11 protein-coding genes are annotated in these 15,821 nt (G+C 39.9%); 6 read left to right on the forward strand and 5 right to left on the reverse strand.

What is annotated here, in order from left to right; translation table 11 throughout:
- Positions 1–59: 59 nt before the first annotated feature.
- The 3 genes from msrA to I6F54_RS04740 all read right to left on the reverse strand — a co-directional run bounded on the left by msrA (position 60) and on the right by I6F54_RS04740 (position 4,836).
- The gene (msrA, locus tag I6F54_RS04730) at positions 60–596 is read right to left on the reverse strand and encodes a peptide-methionine (S)-S-oxide reductase MsrA (RefSeq protein ID WP_197139986.1); all 537 of its coding nucleotides are present in this window, start codon (positions 594–596) and stop codon (positions 60–62) included.
- An 85-nt stretch (positions 597–681) separates the two neighbouring features.
- The gene (locus I6F54_RS04735) at positions 682–3,780 is read right to left on the reverse strand and encodes an efflux RND transporter permease subunit (RefSeq protein WP_197139988.1); all 3,099 of its coding nucleotides are present in this window, start codon (positions 3,778–3,780) and stop codon (positions 682–684) included.
- A gap of 3 nt (positions 3,781–3,783) precedes the next feature.
- Positions 3,784–4,836 carry an efflux RND transporter periplasmic adaptor subunit gene (locus I6F54_RS04740; RefSeq protein ID WP_024590017.1) on the reverse strand — a complete coding sequence of 351 codons (1,053 nt, stop codon included), beginning with the start codon at positions 4,834–4,836 and terminating at the stop codon, positions 3,784–3,786.
- 246 nt (positions 4,837–5,082) lie between these two features.
- Here I6F54_RS04740 and I6F54_RS04745 point away from each other — a divergent pair, with 246 nt between their 5' ends.
- The 6 genes from I6F54_RS04745 (at position 5,083) to I6F54_RS04770 (ending at position 10,521) form a co-directional block, all read left to right on the forward strand.
- Positions 5,083–5,787, forward strand: a complete 705-nt coding sequence (locus I6F54_RS04745) for a DUF2982 domain-containing protein (protein WP_165727571.1) — start codon at positions 5,083–5,085, stop codon at positions 5,785–5,787.
- A 22-nt stretch (positions 5,788–5,809) separates the two neighbouring features.
- Positions 5,810–6,142: a hypothetical protein gene (locus I6F54_RS04750; protein WP_007581673.1), complete on the forward strand. Its 333-nt coding sequence runs from the start codon at positions 5,810–5,812 to the stop codon at positions 6,140–6,142.
- Between the two features lie 69 nt (positions 6,143–6,211).
- On the forward strand, positions 6,212–7,861 hold the full coding sequence (locus tag I6F54_RS04755) for an Lcl C-terminal domain-containing protein (RefSeq protein WP_197139990.1): 1,650 nt from the start codon (positions 6,212–6,214) through the stop codon (positions 7,859–7,861).
- 9 nt (positions 7,862–7,870) lie between these two features.
- Positions 7,871–8,389: an Lcl C-terminal domain-containing protein gene (locus I6F54_RS04760; RefSeq protein WP_121954209.1), complete on the forward strand. Its 519-nt coding sequence runs from the start codon at positions 7,871–7,873 to the stop codon at positions 8,387–8,389.
- Between the two features lie 165 nt (positions 8,390–8,554).
- Positions 8,555–9,472, forward strand: coding sequence for an ExeA family protein (locus tag I6F54_RS04765; RefSeq protein ID WP_024592309.1), 918 nt, complete (start codon positions 8,555–8,557; stop codon positions 9,470–9,472).
- 11 nt (positions 9,473–9,483) lie between these two features.
- Positions 9,484–10,521 carry a general secretion pathway protein GspB gene (locus I6F54_RS04770; protein WP_024592310.1) on the forward strand — a complete coding sequence of 346 codons (1,038 nt, stop codon included), beginning with the start codon at positions 9,484–9,486 and terminating at the stop codon, positions 10,519–10,521.
- Between the two features lie 53 nt (positions 10,522–10,574).
- Here I6F54_RS04770 and I6F54_RS04775 read toward each other — a convergent pair whose 3' ends face one another.
- Both I6F54_RS04775 and putA read right to left on the reverse strand, forming a co-directional pair.
- On the reverse strand, positions 10,575–11,768 hold the full coding sequence (locus I6F54_RS04775) for an HD-GYP domain-containing protein (protein WP_007581678.1): 1,194 nt from the start codon (positions 11,766–11,768) through the stop codon (positions 10,575–10,577).
- A gap of 117 nt (positions 11,769–11,885) precedes the next feature.
- Positions 11,886–15,689: a bifunctional proline dehydrogenase/L-glutamate gamma-semialdehyde dehydrogenase PutA gene (gene putA / locus I6F54_RS04780; protein WP_010553201.1), complete on the reverse strand. Its 3,804-nt coding sequence runs from the start codon at positions 15,687–15,689 to the stop codon at positions 11,886–11,888.
- Positions 15,690–15,821: the final 132 nt, after the last annotated feature.

The following is a 15,821-nucleotide window of genomic DNA, read 5'->3' on the forward strand; positions in this document are numbered from 1 at the left end:
ACGTCGGGCTTTTTAATGTGTAGCTAAGTTTAACTAATCAATTTAACTGCTCAAATTAGCTAGTCAGCTAAGAATTCTTTAAACACAGTTTCAAACTTATGTAATTTAGGTGCTATTAAAATACTACAGTAACCCTGCTGTGGGTTTTCGTTATAGTAATCTTGATGATAATGCTCTGCTGGATAATACGTAGTGGCAGGGCTGACTTCTGTTACAATGGGCTCACTCACATGGCTTTGCAGTTGAGCTATCATTTCATTGGTTTGCTTTAGTTGGGCTTCATCGTGATAGTAAACAACGCTTCTATATTGTGTGCCTATATCGTTACCTTGACGATTCAATTGTGTTGCATCATGCAAAGTGAAAAACATTGCTAGCAGTGTTTCAAAGCTAACTACAGTGGTGTCAAATTCAACTTTAACAACCTCAGCGTGCCCGGTTGTGCCAGAGCATACAGAATTATAGGTTGGGGTGTCGGTTTCGCCACCGGTATAGCCAGAACTCACATCTAATACGCCATTTACACGTCTAAATGCTGCATCTATACACCAAAAACAGCCGCCACCAAATGTTGCTACTTGCGTTGTTGAGCTCATAAGTATTCCTAAAATGTATATGGAGTTTAAAGGCGAGCATAAATTGTATGCGCCGCAACAACAAGGTTACGGCGCAATAAAGAGATTAGATCTCTTCGAAAGGCTTTTCAGCAGCTTGTTTATTCAGCTTTTGTTGTAAAAACTCAGGTGATTGTGTATTTTTCGATAGAGCATAATACGCAGCAGGTACAACAAAAAGAGTCAGCAGGGTAGATACAATAACCCCTGTAAACACAACTACACCAATTACCATACGGCTTTCGGCGCCGGGGCCTGAAGCAAAAACCAAAGGAACAGAGCTCATAACGGTTGTAAGTGAGGTCATTATTATTGGGCGAAGGCGCTGGGTAGCTGCCTGTAGTATTGCTTCACTAAACTCAACGCCTTTATCGCGTAATTGGTTAGTAAATTCCACAATCAAAATACCATTTTTAGCACTTAAGCCTATGAGCATAACAATACCTATTTGGCTGTAAATATTTAAGGTCAGTCCTGTAGCCCAAAGCCCAAACATAGCGCCCATTAAACCAAGCGGTACGGTAAGCATAATGACAAATGGGTGCATAAAGCTTTCAAACTGCGCAGCAAGTACTAAAAAGGTAACGGTGAGTGCAAGTATAAATACGTAGGTCATCGCTGATGCGCCTTCGTAATAAAGCTGCGATTCACCTTTGTAATCTATTGCGCCATCTATATCGTTTTCTTGCGCGGCTACTTCGTTTAAAAAGTTAAGCGCTTGCTCAAGTGTGTAACCGTCAGCTAAGTTGGCGCTTAATGTAATTGCGCGCATACGGTTATATCGGTTTAAGCGTGATGCTGTTGCTTCTTCTTTTAAGCTGATAAGGCTATCAAGTGGAACTAGTTCACCGCTTCGTGATTTAAGGTATATATTTGAAATATCAGTAGGATTGGTAAAATCTTCTTTTGTTCCTTTTAAAATCACATCGTATTCTTCACCGCGGTCAATAAAGGTCGTAACACGGCGCTGGCCAAGCATTGTTTCTAGTGTACGGCCTACATCAGATACCGAAACGCCTAAATCGGCAGCTTTGTTTTTATCTATGCTGACTAAAAACTGCGGGAAGGTTTCTTTATAATCATGATCGATTCTTACTAAACCTGGGTTTTGTTCAGCACGCTTAATTATACGGTCACGCCAATCGGCTAGTTGAGCGTAATCATTACCTTGCAGTACAAACTCAATTGGGCGAGATGAACCACCACCACCAATACCACGGCGCATAATGGCAAATGCACGAACATCGGTAACTTCTTGCATTTTACCGCTTATTTCATCCATTACTTCCCACGTTGAGCGTTTGCGTTTATCCCAATCGGCCATACCCACAATCGCAACACCGCCGCTGCCACCCCAGCCAGGCACTCGAACAAGTACGCGACTTAGCTCACCGGCTTGCGAGTAAGGCATTAAGCGCTCTTCAATTTTAGCCATATTAGCGGCGTTATTTTCGTAACTTGCGCCCTCAGGGCCGCTCATCATAATAAAGAACGTACCACGATCTTCTTTTGGCGTTAGCTCAGAAGGAACTTGTAAAAACAACGAGTAACTAACAAAGCCAGCTAATAATAAGCTCACCATTAAACCCCATTTACGGGTTATGTTGGTGGAGAGTGAATTACGGTAACTTACTTCAATTTTAGTAAATTGGCGGTCCATCCATTGGCTAAATTTATTTGGTTTGTCTGATACTTTAAGTACTTTAGAGCACAAGGCTGGTGCGAGAGTCAGTGCTGTAACACTTGAGAAAAATACGGCAGCACTTACCGCCATAGCAAACTCAGTAAATAATGCACCTATACGGCCATCCATAAATACTAATGGCACAAACACCGATATTAGTACAAGCGTGGTTGCTACTATAGCGAAACCTACTTCACGCGCGCCTCTAAATGCAGCTAGTAACGGCGGCTCACCCAGTTCAATACGGCGGTGAATGTTTTCAAGCATTACAATAGCATCATCTACTACTAAACCAATGGCCAGTACTAAGGCAAGTAAAGTTAGTAAGTTAATTGAGTAGCCCATTGCCAATAAAAACATAAAGCTACCAACAAGTGCGACCGGTACGGTGACCGCAGGAATAAGCGTTGCTCGTATATTGCCTAAAAACAAAAATATAACGAGTACGACTAAACCCATAGAGATGGCAAGTGTGCTGTAAACTTCATTAATAGACTCTTTAATAAATACAGACGAATCGTAGCTGTCTTGAATTGTAGTGCCTTCAGGTAGGTTGCGTTTGATTTTTTCAAGTTCGCTGCGTGCGTTATCTACTACGGTAAGTGTGTTTGCTTTAGCTTGTTTTACAATACCTAAGCCAATCATATTACGCCCGTTACCACGAAATAAGCTTTCGTCATCGGCAGCTTCTAAACGTACATCGGCAACTTCACCTAAACGTACTAAGTAACCTTCATCACCACGTTTAATTACCAGGTTTTTAAAATCGCGCTGATCTTTATAACTACGGGCAGTACGCACGGTAAAGTCACGATCTATAGATTCTATTTCGCCAGCCGGTAACTCAACGTTTTCTGTACGCAGTGTATTTTCAATATCGCTTGAGGTAATGCCACGTGCAGCCATTGCTTGGCGGTTTAGCCAAATTTTCATGGCGTATTGGCGCTCACCACCAATACGTACGTTAGATACACCATCTACTACGGCTAAGCGGTCAACAATAAAACGCTGCGCGTAATCAGAGAGCTGTAACGAGTCCATTGTTTCGCTGTTTAATACAAACCAGGCGATTGGGCTTTCATCACTATTTGATTTAGATACTTCTGGCGGGCGTACCTGATCCGGCAAACTATCAAGTGCACGTGCTACACGTTCGCGTACATCGTTAGATGCAGCATCTATGTCGCGGTTAATATCAAACTCAATGGTAATGTTTGAACGTCCATTACGGCTCGAAGAGTTAATACTTTTGATGCCTTCAATACCTGAAATTCGATTTTCTATTATTTGCGTTATTTTGGTTTCTATAATTTCGGCAGAAGCACCTGTGTATTCAGTGCTGATATTTACAATCGGCGTTTCAATATCCGGGTATTCACGAAGTGGCAGCATAGTAAACGCAACTAGTCCAAAAGTAAGAAGCAGTAAATTAATTACAATGGCAAAAACGGGGCGCTTGACGCTAGTATCTGTAATTTTCACGTATTACCCCTTTACGCTTACTTTACTTCCAGAGCGAATTTTTATTAGCCCCTCAGTAACAATTTGCTCGCCATCAGTTAGGCCCTCGTCGATAGCAACCCAGCCATTATTTCTGCTAGCAACATGCACTTCAATTTTATTAGCTATCCCATCTTGAATTTGAAAAACAAAGTGTTTATCTTGCAAAGGTATAACCGCTTTTTCTGGCACCATTAAAGCTTGGTTGCTGCTTAGCTCAAGTGCTGTATTTAGTAACATACCAGGGCGAAGTAATCCTGATTTATTGGCAAAACTTGCTGTAACTTCAACACTGCGAGTAACCGAATCAATACGCGAGCTAATATGCGTTACCTTGCCGTTAAATGTCTGTCCTGGGTAGGCATCGTTTTGCGTAAGCACTTTCATGCCCATATTTAATTGTGCTAAATATTTTTCAGGTACTTTAAAGTCAACTTTAATAATACTAATATCATCAAGTGTTGTGATTATTGTTGTATTACTTACGTAAGCACCTATTGATATTTCACGCTTACCTAACAGGCCTGAAAAGGGCGCACTAATAGTCATTTCGTTTAATTTAGTTTTAGCGCTTTCTAGTTGGGCCTCTGTTGCATCAACACGAGATAACTGCTCTTCAAGTAACGACTTTGCCGTTGATTGCGAGCGTGAAAGTTCGGTTAGGCGATCTAACTGGCGTTGTTCTTCACGTAAGTTAATGCCAAGCTCTTTAACGGCAAGCTGTTCTTGTTGGCTCTGTAACTGTACTAACTTTTGTCCTTTACTGACTAAGTCGCCGTCTTTAAAATATATATCTGTGACATAATCGTTTTGCGCACTTTTTATATAGATTGCTTGGTTTGCACGCGCGCTACCGATCGCTTCTATCATCACTGCGTTTTCCTGAGAAGTAACAGTATGAGCTGTTACTTGAGTAGACATTTGTGATAAATCGGCCTGTTCGCCGTGGCTAGCGGGTAGATATAAATAAACGCTAAATATTAGAAGTAACGTAATAATAAATGGAAAAAGTGCTTTACCTGATTGTCTTGAGTACATTGATTTCATACCTGAAAATGAATTGTAAGTATTGTACGAAATAAGACCGGGAAAAGACGGTTATGTGTCTCATAAATTTGTGCGTTAAGCGTAAAAGTAAATAAGATTTATTCATTGTTCCTATTTTGTTGAGGAAAAAGCGGTAATGTATGAAATTTAAAACCACCTGTAACTTATGTATAACAACAAGAAAGGTCATAATTTGGGCTGTTATTATGTTTGTTTTTTATATGGTGTTTTACCAATATGGATAAACCTAACAATGTCATTAAGTTTCGGGCACAAGGTGCGCGAAACGCAATTGAAGTGCTTGTTGCAGGTGCAATTGGTTTAGTTTTTATTATGTTGTTTAATTTACTGAGGCCGGGTGAGATTAGCATACTTGAAATATTTTTAGTGAGCTTGTGTATTGCCGCTATTTTTATTGGATATTTAAAAACTCAAGAACCATATCATAGCCTTATATTAAATGAGTCTGAGCTCGTTTATTGCCATAAATACGGAGCTTGGTGTATGCCTCATAGTAACTTTCATCACAGTGGTATACCCAAAGTAGAAGATGGCTTTGATTACTTAGAATTAAATGCGGTTGGTATAAAGGTAAACGACATAGATGACTTTTTAACAAGCATAGCGCCTCGAATTGCAGGGAAATTATTAATAGAGCAGCGTAATTTGTTTATGCAAGTTGTTCAAAAACATTGCAAAAATGGCAATTGCCCATCAGAATGGCTAATAGAAGATACACATTACACATCCCATAAAGGGATAAGCTATACTGGTCTTATAGCTATGTTTGCTAACAGGACTAAGCACCTTCAACTGTTAACCGGTTACGATTTATTATTACCAGCCAGTGTGTTAGATAGAGATATCTGGGCATTTAGTGCTAACTTAAATAAGTGGAAGCGCGAGCCTAGTCAGTTTATAGCGTCGCAAATTAATAATTAAGCTGCGACTGTAGGAAAGAAAAATGAGTCAAGAGAGAGCCTTTTTAAAAAGTGGTCGAAACACCATAATACATAAAGATAAAAAGCATGATTTAGTGATTGTAAACTCTGAAATTCATCCTAAAATTAAAGTGACTCAACATGGCTTAGAGCCATTTAAAGAAGAGTTACCTAAAAACCGCCGTGATGCAAAAGATCGCTATTTAGAAATAGTCTATGTTGGAAGCCCTGATGTATTTGGCGAAGAAAAACAATTACTATTTATTCAAGCTTTAGATGGGCGTGAATACAAAGTAGATTACAGTAAAATCGGTACGAAGTTGTTTGTACGCATTCATCAAGATACATATATGTAGTACTTTAATGGCATCTTTATTGCTAGTAATTACACTATAGTAATTATTTGACATAATAAGGTGCTGCGTATGAAAGCGTTTGCTTTAATCCCCCTCATTTCTTGCGGTTTGCTGAGTGCGTGTGGAGGAGGTGGCGGTGATAGCGATAATACAGTTGTAGAAACATCTGTTAATGCTGGAACCGATTTACAAATTATCGAAAAAACTGAATTTACCATCACAGCACAAGGTTCTCCCGCTGATGGTACGTTTTCATGGCAACAAGTTAGCGGCCCAAGCTTAGAAGGTTTTCCGCTTGAAGGCGCTGAGCAAACATTGACAGCCCCTGACGTAAAAACTGATAGTGAAATAATCTTAAGAGTAAGCTATCAAAGTACGGGTAGTAGCGCTGTTAGTGACGACATTTCTATTTCAGTGAGCTCTAATAATCAACTCCCTCTTGCTGTTGTTACCCAAACATTTCCTGAAACACTTCCTTCTGTATACAAAGATACAGTTACTTTGAGCGCCCTTGAGTCGAGCGATCCTGATGATAATGGCCAAATTGATAGTTATTTGTGGCAACTGCTATCAGGTCCTGACTTAGATATTGCTAGCTTTAATGAGTCAACTCTTAGCTTCTCTCATCCATTACTAGAAAGTAACGTAAATTTATCTTGGCAGCTAACAGTCACTGATGATGAAGGCGGTGAGGCGAGTACTCAATATTCAATGACGCTTAATAAAACAAATGAACTAGTGGATGCAAATGCAGGCGCTGATCAAAATGTCGAAGAGTTTGAAGAAGTAACGCTTGATGCAACGAATAGCGAAACTGTCACCGATACCTATCAGTGTAAGTGGCAACAACTTACCGGTAATAGCGAAACATTAAGTAATAGCGAGCAATGTACAACGACATTTTTTGCCTCTGATGTAGATACTGAATCCACGTTGAGCTTTGAAGTAACGGTAACCGACTCAAAAGGACGCACCGATACAGATTCTTTATTTGTTGATGTATCACCAAAAGCGCTTGGGCTTATAAACGATAGTGGTGTTGGTGAGTGCTATAACAACACCCAACGCATTAACTGTGAAAGCGATGACTTTCCAGCGCAAGATGCTGAACTTGGACGCGATAGCTATGCAAACCGCTTAGATAAGGTTGGTAAAGGTAATTTAGCGTTTGATTACACTAAACTTAATCAGTTTGCGGATGAAGTTGGTGATGATAGTAGTGACTTTACCTGTATACGCGATAATGTTACTGGACTTGTATGGGAAGTAAAAAGTGAATCCTCAGGAGTATTGCCAAATACAAGCTTGCGTGAGGGGCAAAATCATTACTTTTGGGATTTAGGCGATACTACTTTTACCGATACCAGTACAGCCAATTCAACTTGTCCGGATGATACGAGTTGTGGAGTACAAAGTTATATAAACGAAGTGAATAACTTAGATTTTTGTGGTGGTACAAATTGGCGGTTACCTACTTATACAGAGCTTTTAGGTTTAATTGATTATGGTAAGCAAGGGCAAAGCATATTAATTGATGAGGTGTTTTTCCCCAATATGCCAAGTGAAAGTGCATTAAGCCACTTACGTTATTGGACTTCACAAACCGCAGCCGATGGTACAAGTTTATCGCAAGCGTACATTATTGATATGAGTGATGGTAACGATCTTGCTTATCCAAAAGAAAATACCGCGTATGTTCGTTTAGTTAGAAGCCGTTAGGAGAAAATAATGAGATTTAAATTACTCTATGCACTAGCAACTATAAGCTTGAGCTTTAATATTGCAGCGGCGCAAACGTGCTACGACGGTGCAGATACCACAACGCCGACAGATAGATTTACTATAAATACAGATGGCACAGTGTCTGATACCGAAACAGGTCTTATGTGGCAACGCTGTAGTTATGGGCAAATTTATAATACAGATACAAAACTTTGCGAAGGCTCTACACCTTCTCTTACTTGGCAAGAGGCACTACGCGGTGCTAAAAATGATACAACCGCAGATTACGATGATTGGCAAATGCCTAACATTAAAGAGTTGGCGAGTATTTTAGAGCACAGTTGCACCGAGCCGAGCATTAATGAAGAGGTGTTTTTTGGTACTAAGCTTCAAAACTATTGGTCAAATACATCGGGTGTGAGCACGATGAGCTCTGCATGGGTTTATCAATTTGATAGTGGGTTGAATAGCTTGCATGCCAAAACTAGTAATGTGTATTTACGGTTAGTTCGCTACGAAGAGTAAATTACATATTAAGATTAGACAGATGAAAGTGCAGCCTTAAAACCGCTGCATTTTTTTGTTTTACATAAATTTACGTTATTTCAATAATAAAGCGCTTACAACGTTGTCACTTAGTGCGTTTTTTTGCCATTATAGGCCGTGATTTAATTACGAAGGAACATCACGGTGTATTTAAGCTATTTTGGCCTGAATGAAAAACCTTTTTCAATTTCGCCCAACCCTCATTACTTATTTTTAAGTGAACGACATAAAGAAGCCTTAGCACACCTTACCTACGGATTAGGTGAAGACGGTGGTTTTGTATTATTAACAGGCGAAGTGGGTACTGGTAAAACTACAATTACCCGCAGTATGTTAGAGCAGTTACCTGAAAACACGCAAGTAGCGATGATCCATAACCCAGCACTATCAGAGCTGGAGTTATTGGCTAGTATTTGTGATGAGCTCAACATTAGTTACGATGCTAATAATGCGACGCTTAAAAGTCTTACCGATATTATAAAAAAGCACTTAGAGACCAATAATAAATCGGGTGGGCACACCATACTTATAATTGATGAAGCGCAGTTACTTGCCCCTAATGTGCTTGAACAATTACGCTTGCTGACAAATATAGAAACCGATCATAAAAAATTATTACAAATAGTATTGGTTGGTCAACCTGAGCTACAAGAGCTTTTAAAGCGCAATGAATTAAGGCAACTCGCCCAGAGAATAACAGCTCGTTACCATTTATTACCACTTACGCAAGGCCAAACAGTTGCTTACATAAAGCATCGGTTACATGTTGCAGGATGTGATAAAGGAATTTTTTCGATGGATGCCATGCAAGCTGTTCATCAATTAACTGGTGGTGTGCCACGATTAATGAACTTGGTATGTGAGCGAGCTTTGGTAGGCACTTTTGCAAAGCAGCAGTTGATAGTTGATAGCGATATAATAAAAAAATCAGCACATGAGTCATTACCCATGGATTTTGTAGCGCCAGTTAATGAGGCCAACAAAGCAACGTCATTTGTACCATATAGCCTTGCATTCGTTGCTTTATTTGCCGTAGGCATTGGGCTTTCATTTATTTTATAGTTAGGTAAGTTATGTCTTATTTATTAGATGCGCTAAAGCAGTCGCAGCAATCAGATATGAGTGCTGAGCAATACGACTTACAATCAGAGCAGTTAAAGCAACAGCAAGCACTAAAGCGTTATAGACGATTAGCGTTAGTATTTGGTACAAGCTTAGCTGCTTTTATTGCTGTAGCTGGTGGGTTTACTACTGGTAAGTGGTTTCAAGGTACTACTTTATTAAACACATCGGAACCCGCTGTAATTAAGGTGGTTGAAAGCGAAAAATCGTCACCTAAAGAACAAGTTAAAGAAGTAGATGCCGCAGTTGAAAAGCAGCAAATAGCTAAGTTAGAACCCGCTAAAATAGCTCCAAATAATACTGCAACGATTGAAGGGCAACTTGTACATGTGCAAACACCTAATGGTGTACAGCAAATGTTATTAACGCCTAATGGGCAATATATTCCTATGCCATCGAGTCCGGTCACGAGCGCAATGGGTTATAATCAGCAGAACGTGCAACAAGTAATGCCAGTTCAAAATTATAATCAGCCAGTATTTAATCCACAAAATAATTACAATCCAAATAATACACAGAACGCTTCGGTATTTGGGCAAAGTCAAAATACAGCATCAGCTCAACTAGATATGAGTAAATATAAAGTACTAGGTAAGCCAATTAATGGTAACAACCAATCTCAACAGATGAGCGATCCTGAGCTTGATGAGGTGCCTACAACACTTAAAAATGCGTTTGCGCAAGCTATACAAGACGTCGAAAAAAATCAGGATTATGAAGTTACCCATGCATCAAAAACGTCATCACGTGTTGAGCCTGTAGAATTACTACCAGATGGTTTGCAATCAATGTTGCCTAGTATTAAATATCAAGCGCATATTTATTCATCGAGTGCTGACAAACGTTGGATCAAGCTAAATGGCCGAGAGTTACATGAAGGAGAGAGCATAGGCGCTTTAACTGTAAGAGAGATTACACCTGAGCAAAGTGTACTTGATTTTGATGGTTATGAGTTTAGCTTAAAGGCTTTGCAAGACTGGCCGCAGTAAACGTTTAGCTATTATATTGAGAGCTCGGTAGAATGTTGAGCTCTCAATATTGCTTAGGGTAATATTGAGTTTTTATAAAAGCGTTCTAAATCAATATTATATTCTTTAGGTTTCACCGCTGATTCAAGGGTGTCTAAGGTTTTTTTATTAGATAAATCGATATCTTTTATCTCTGTATAGCGACTATGTTTGGCGCTGTAAAATGTTTTAACGATAGGCTTTAGTGGTGTACTGGGGTTACTCTCGGTCACTAAACCCACTTTTTGACTCGATAATCTAACGAGCGTTCCTACCGGATGAATACCAATACATTGAATAAACTTATTAAGCAGCACGGGATCGAAGCTATCTGGGCATCCGTCTTTTAGTATTTTAAAGGCTTTTATTGGCTCCATGCCTGCTTTGTAAACACGTTCTGCGGTAAGTGCATCATACACATCTACAATTGATGCCATACGTACGTACTGACTTATTTCGTCGCCCTTTTTACCAAACGGGTAGCCTTTACCATCAAGCCTTTCATGATGCATACCTGCAATATCAACCGCGATACCCGTTAAGCCAGACTCTTCTAATATTTCTTTACTGAAAAGCGAGTGCATTTTCATTATTTTAAATTCATCATCGGTAAAGCGGCCCGGCTTATTGAGTATTTCATCAGGGATTTTTATCTTACCAATGTCGTGTAAAAGTGCGCCGGTAGTCAGTTCAACAATAATGTTTTTTTCTATACCTAAATGTTTAGCGAAAATCCCCATTAATATCGATACATTAATAGAGTGCTCAAGTAGGTAAGCATCTTTTTGGCGCATTTGGGTAAGGCAGGCTAGGGCATCTTGGTTTCTAAAAACAGAGTCCATAAAGCCACTTGCCAGCTCTTTGAATGGTGCAATATCTATATCGCGGCCTGCTTTAATATCTTTAAATGCTTTTATTTGCAGTGTTTTAGCTTCGTCATACAGTTTTTTTGCCTTTCCCATTTCTTGTTCGGCACTGTGTGTTTTTTGCCAAGGGTCACGCTTTATTTTTGTTGCAGGTACAGCAATAGGAGCTTTTTCAGGGACTGATTCAATGAGGGTTTTATCAGGGTCGATTTCTACTTCTAAAATACCTGCTTTTATTAGGTTATTAATACCAGCCTGAGTTTTAACCCAGCCTTGATTTTTAATTTTAATACTGCCAGTTTGTCTAGTAACGCTTTGCACAAACATACCAGGCAGTAACTGACCAACAGGAATTATTTTCAAATTTATTACTTCTATTATTAATCTTTCATTAAGCTAACAAATATATACGTTACTACCTAATAAAAAAGGCACTTTTCAGTGCCTTTTTTATTTTTTAGTTAAAAAGCATTAGCTTAATTATTCATCATCTTCAACAAGCGTCATTAGTGATGTGTTACCACCTGATGCTGTTGTATCAATACTGATTGTTTTTTCAGTAATAAGACGTTTGATTAATGTATCGTAATACTCAGAGCTAATTACTGGTAAAATAGCACCTTTACGCTGTGCAAGCTGTTGGCTAAAGTAGCCCAAGCGAGACGAGCGAGCAGCAACTACCGCACCGGCTAAATGAGGGTGCGCCAAAATAGCTTGTAACTGGTTAGGTTTAGCTACTTGGAAAACACCTTCTGCAACACCTGTAGAGATAAATTTATCTTTAAAGGCAACTGCTTCATCATAAAACAGCTCAGACGCTACAGTAATTACCGTATTACCTGCGGCAATAGCAGTGATGATAGACAATGCCCAGAAGTTAAATGATGTGCTCTTATCTGCATAACACACTACACAACCACGTGCTTCTAGATGAAGTGTATTAGACTCACCCGTTGGCCCAGGCAGGGTAGTAAACTTACGCATGTGCTTTTCAAGGCGGTTAAGCTGTGCACGTGCTTCTGATAATGTTAATGCTAAGTCGTCTGCTAAATCGTCGATAATTTCTACCGTCGCGATTTTAGCAAGCAACTGACGTACAGCCGAAACACGGTCGTTTAGTGGTGTTGCACGCCAGATTTTTTCATCGCGCATTGAGTTAGCCATTAGCTTTTTAACTTGTTCATTCGCACCGCTGTAGTGGTGTAAATCAAGTTCGTCAGGCGTTAGGTTAGTCATTTGTACGTTATCTGGTGATGCTTTTTCTTTTACTAAACGTTGTAGGTAGTTAGGGCCACCGGCTTTAGGGCCAGTACCTGATAAACCACGGCCACCAAACGGTTGCACACCAACAATGGCACCAATCATGTTTCGGTTAATGTAAACATTACCCGCACGTGACATTTTAGCAAGGTACTCACAGCGCTCTTCAATACGTGAGTGAACACCCATTGTCAGACCATAGCCCGTGTTATTTATTTGATCCATCACATCATCAAGTTCATTCGATTTAAAGCGAACAATATGAACACATGGGCCAAATACTTCACGTTTAAGTACTGATAAGTCTTTAATTTCGTATAAACGAGGAGCAAAAAAGTATGCGCCATTTTGAGTATTATCAGGAATTTTACATTCGTAATGAAGTATAGAATTACCTTTTAAGTACTCAACGTGTTCATTTAAGTTTTTAAGTGCTTTTTCATCAATTACAGGGCCAACATCAGTTGATAGTAACGATGGATCGCCAATGTGTAACTCAGCTAGAGCGCCTTTAAGCATTTCGATAATGCCATCAGCTACGTCATCTTGAATGAATAAAACACGAAGAGCAGAACAACGTTGGCCAGCACTTTGAAAACCAGAACTGATCACATCGTCAACTACTTGCTCAGGAAGCGCCGTTGAGTCAACAATCATACAGTTTTGGCCACCTGTTTCTGCAATTAACGGTACTTGAATATCGTTACGTGCAGCAAGTGTTTGAGAAATTAATGTGCCTGTTTCAGTAGAACCTGTAAACATAACCGCTTGAATGCGCTCATCAGGAACAATTGTTTTACCTACTTCAGAGCCGCGAGCGATAACCGGTTGAACAACGTGCTCAGGTAAACCAACAGATAGCATTAGTTCAATGGCACGAAGGGCGATTAAACTTGTTTGCTCAGCAGGCTTAGCAATTACAGTGTTACCTGTAACAATCGCAGCAGCAACTTGACCTAAAAATATTGCAAGCGGGAAGTTCCACGGGCTAATACATAAAATAACGCCACGGGCTTCAAAACGCTCATCTTTAGATAACTCTTCAGCGCGCGCTGCGTAGTAACGACAAAAATCAACCGCTTCACGCACTTCATCAATACCATCTTGCGCTACTTTACCTGCTTCTTTAATACAGATAGCGACTAGTTCATCATGATGACGCTCTAAAATGTCAGCAACGCGACGCAGTAAATTAGCGCGCTCTTTTACTGGTGTTTGTGACCATGATTCAAGTGCGGCTTCAGCGTTGGCCAGTAATACTTTCATCTCTTCGCCAGTTTGTAACTTAACGTGGCCGATGATTTCTTTGTGGTTCGCTGGGTTTTTAACAGCCAATGAGCCCTCTGGTACTTGGCTTTGCTCAATTAGGTGCTCGTTAAACCATGTTTCAAGATTCTCTTTGAAAGGGGTAATAACGTTAATATCGGTTAAATCCATGCCTTTAGAGTTAGCACGTTCTTCACCGTATAAATCAATTGGCATTTTGATTTGCGTATTGTACTTGTTACGCAAGCCTTGCAATGTTTCCACAGGGTCTGGTAGTAATGATTCAACAGGTTTTGTTGTATCTACAATCGCGTTTACAAATGATGAGTTAGCGCCATTTTCTAATAAACGACGAACAAGGTAAGCAAGTAGGTCTTCGTGTTGACCAACAGGGGCATATACACGGCACTGGATTTTTTCCTCGTTTACGATTTGGTCGAATAATGATTCACCCATACCGTGCAAACGTTGAAATTCAAAACCGGTGTTGTCGCCTTTCGCTACTTCTAAAATAGTCGCGGCAGTGTAAGCGTTGTGCGTTGCAAATTGTGGATAAAGTACGTCGCGCGCTTCAAGCATTTTAATTGCACATGCTTTGTAAGAAACATCGGTTGTTGCTTTACGAGTAAATACAGGGAAATGCTCTAAACCATCTTGTTGTGTGGTTTTGATTTCAGTATCCCAGTACGCGCCCTTAACTAAACGTACCATCATTTTACGACCAACACGGGTTGCAAGGTCTGTTAGCCATTCAATTACAAAAATAGCGCGTTTTTGATACGCTTGAACCGCTAAGCCAAATCCTTGCCAATCACCAAGATCTTCATCACTAAATACTGCTTCAATGACATCTAATGAAATATCTAAACGGTCAGCTTCTTCAGCATCAACGGTAAAGCCGATATCGTATTTCTTAGCAGCAAGCGCAAGCTCTTTTAACTTTGGTACAATTTCTTCCATCACACGGTCTTTATGAGTGAACTCATAGCGCGGATGAATAGCAGAAAGCTTAACTGAAATACCAGGGCTCTTAATTGGACCACGACCATTTGCCGCTTTACCAATCGAGTGTATAGCATTCATGTAGCTGTCAAAGTAACGCTTCGCATCTTTCATTGTGCGCGCGCCTTCGCCTAGCATATCGTAAGAATATACATAACCTTTTTGCTCTGTATCGGCAGCACGTTCAATTGCTTCGTCAATGGTACGACCCATAACGAATTGCTTACCCATAATTTTCATAGCAAAATTTACAGACTTACGAATAACTGGCTCACCTAAACGACCAATGGTCTTTTTAAGCATGCCGAACTGTTGTTCTTTCGTTTTGTCTGTGTAGTTAACCATTTTACCGGTAACTAATAACCCCCAAGAAGACGCGTTTACGAATAAAGAATCGCTGCTGCCTAAATGAGAGCTCCAATCACCTTTCGCTAACTTGTCACGAATCAGTACATCTTGAGTTGCTTTGTCTGGTACGCGAAGCAGCGCTTCGGCCAAACACATTAATACAACGCCTTCTTCACTAGAGAGTGAAAATTCATTTAAAAGCGCATCAACACCGCCTTGCCCATCTTGCTCTTTACGAATGTTTAAAACAATCTGGCGGGCTCTTTCCCAGGCACGACTTCGTGCTTTTACGCCTACTTCTGCAAGCGGTAAAATATGATCAATAACCGCATTTTCATCTATGCGGTAGAAGTCACGGATTCTTTGTCTAATAGGACAAATCGTTGTTAAATCGCCGTTGAATAACATAAGCAACCCTCAGGAGTGTTAAGAATTAAAGTAAAATTAATTACCAATAAATTACCAGTGATATTGTGAGTGCATTCTAATTAAATTTCAGCAGAATATGCTGGTTAAATTTCGCGTTTTACGATAATTTAC

Source organism: Pseudoalteromonas sp. SWXJZ10B, assembly GCF_015864475.1.
Classification (GTDB): domain Bacteria; phylum Pseudomonadota; class Gammaproteobacteria; order Enterobacterales; family Alteromonadaceae; genus Pseudoalteromonas; species Pseudoalteromonas arctica.

Coding starts and splice junctions, on each gene's coding strand:
- I6F54_RS04750 (WP_007581673.1), top strand. CDS start 5,810: ATGAGTCAAGAGAGAGCCTTTTTAAAAAGTGGTCGAAACACCATAATA.
- I6F54_RS04740 (WP_024590017.1), bottom strand. CDS start 4,836: ATGTACTCAAGACAATCAGGTAAAGCACTTTTTCCATTTATTATTACG.
- I6F54_RS04760 (WP_121954209.1), top strand. CDS start 7,871: ATGAGATTTAAATTACTCTATGCACTAGCAACTATAAGCTTGAGCTTT.
- I6F54_RS04755 (WP_197139990.1), top strand. CDS start 6,212: ATGAAAGCGTTTGCTTTAATCCCCCTCATTTCTTGCGGTTTGCTGAGT.
- I6F54_RS04770 (WP_024592310.1), top strand. CDS start 9,484: ATGTCTTATTTATTAGATGCGCTAAAGCAGTCGCAGCAATCAGATATG.
- putA (WP_010553201.1), bottom strand. CDS start 15,689: ATGTTATTCAACGGCGATTTAACAACGATTTGTCCTATTAGACAAAGA.
- I6F54_RS04745 (WP_165727571.1), top strand. CDS start 5,083: ATGGATAAACCTAACAATGTCATTAAGTTTCGGGCACAAGGTGCGCGA.
- msrA (WP_197139986.1), bottom strand. CDS start 596: ATGAGCTCAACAACGCAAGTAGCAACATTTGGTGGCGGCTGTTTTTGG.